The organism is Mycobacterium sp. NPDC048908 (genome assembly GCF_043197955.1).
Lineage (GTDB): Bacteria > Actinomycetota > Actinomycetes > Mycobacteriales > Mycobacteriaceae > Mycobacterium.
In genome coordinates this window covers 1-1,308 of the sequence record NZ_JBICUE010000032.1, presented here as the reverse complement: position 1 = coordinate 1,308, position 1,308 = coordinate 1, and the positions used below count along the sequence as shown (strand labels likewise).

The window sequence follows — 1,308 nt, the reverse complement described above, 5'->3', positions numbered from 1 at the left end:
GGCGGTTTCTAGCGCTCTATGCAACAGCGGTCGGTGTGGACGGGTTGGAGAGTAGTTCGTCGAGGGCTTCGGCGGGTGTTTTCCAGTCCAGTGTTTGGCGGGGTCGACGGTTGAGCTTGGAGGCGACGTAGTCGAGATAGTCGGCTGGAAACACTGACAGGTCGGTGCCTTTGGCAAAGTACTGACGCAGCAGTCCGTTGGTGTTCTCGTTGGTGCCGCGCTGCCATGGTGAGTGTGGATCGCAGAAGTAGATGTCCAGTTCGGTCGCCTTGGCGATCTGGACGTGGTTGGCCATCTCCTTGCCCTGATCCCACGTCAAGGTCTTGCGCAGGATCGCGGGCAGCTCGGCCATCGTCGCCACGATCGCCTCCTGTACCGCGTCGGCACCGTGGCCGTTGGGCAGGTACAGCAGCATCACGAACCTCGTCTTGCGTTCCACCAGGGTGCCGATCGCCGAACCCGACGCCGTGCTGCCCAAAATGAGGTCGCCCTCCCAGTGCCCAGGCACCGCGCGGTCGGCGACCGTCGGCGGTCGCTGGCTGATGTTGACCATGTCGGGCAGCCGTCCGCGGCGTTCATCGGGGCGGCGATGGGGCTTGCGCAGCGCCCGCCCGGTCCGCAGGCAGGTATGCAGCTCCCGCCGCAGATTCCCTTTGCCCTGAACGTAGATCGCTTGATAGATCATCTCGTGAGACACCCGCATCTCCGCATCATCGGGAAAGTCCAGCCGCAGCCGGCGAGAGATCTGGGCGGGACTGTGCTGCTCATCCAACCGAGCCTGCACTTCATCGTGCAACCGCGCGTTGGTGGCCAGCTTGCCCGGCGCCGACCGCCGCGCCGATCGATGCGCGCCCGCATGCGCGGTGGACGCGCGATAACACGGCTGAGGATCCCAACCCCCACGCCAGGAGGCCCCGAACCGATACCGTGCCCGGTACCGGCCGTTGCCGCGCCCATGGCGGTCGATCTCGCGCATCACCGTCGTGGGCGCCCGCCCTAACCGACGCGCGATCGCGCGGATCGACTCACCCCGAGCCACTCCGTCCTGGATCTCTTCGCGCTCCTCGAGGCGCAACCGCGGTCGCGTTCTGATGGCGCACTGATCGCTGAATCGTGGCTTCACCCCACCAGCATCAGCAAACCACCCCAGCGCTGTGTGTTTCGACACGCCGACCGCCGCCGCGGCAGCAACAGGTGAGCACCCCCCAGCGATCAACTCCCAGAACCGACGACCCACAAACGGATAACGCGGAACCCTCATGACAACCCCTCAACAAGAAGCTGTTGCACCCAGCGCTAGAAACCGCC

Annotated in this window: 1 protein-coding gene; it reads right to left on the bottom strand. The window is 65.3% G+C overall.

The genetic code is table 11. The features are described 5' to 3' along the window. Nucleotides 1-16: 16 nt before the first annotated feature. Nucleotides 17-1,261: an IS30 family transposase gene (locus ACGFK1_RS32820; RefSeq protein WP_393439959.1), complete on the bottom strand. Its 1,245-nt coding sequence runs from the start codon at nt 1,259-1,261 to the stop codon at nt 17-19. Nucleotides 1,262-1,308 lie beyond the last annotated feature (47 nt).

What these genes read in the sequence shown, in the direction of transcription:
- ACGFK1_RS32820 (WP_393439959.1), bottom strand. Translation starts at nt 1,261, where the DNA reads ATGAGGGTTCCGCGTTATCCGTTTGTGGGTCGTCGGTTCTGGGAGTTG.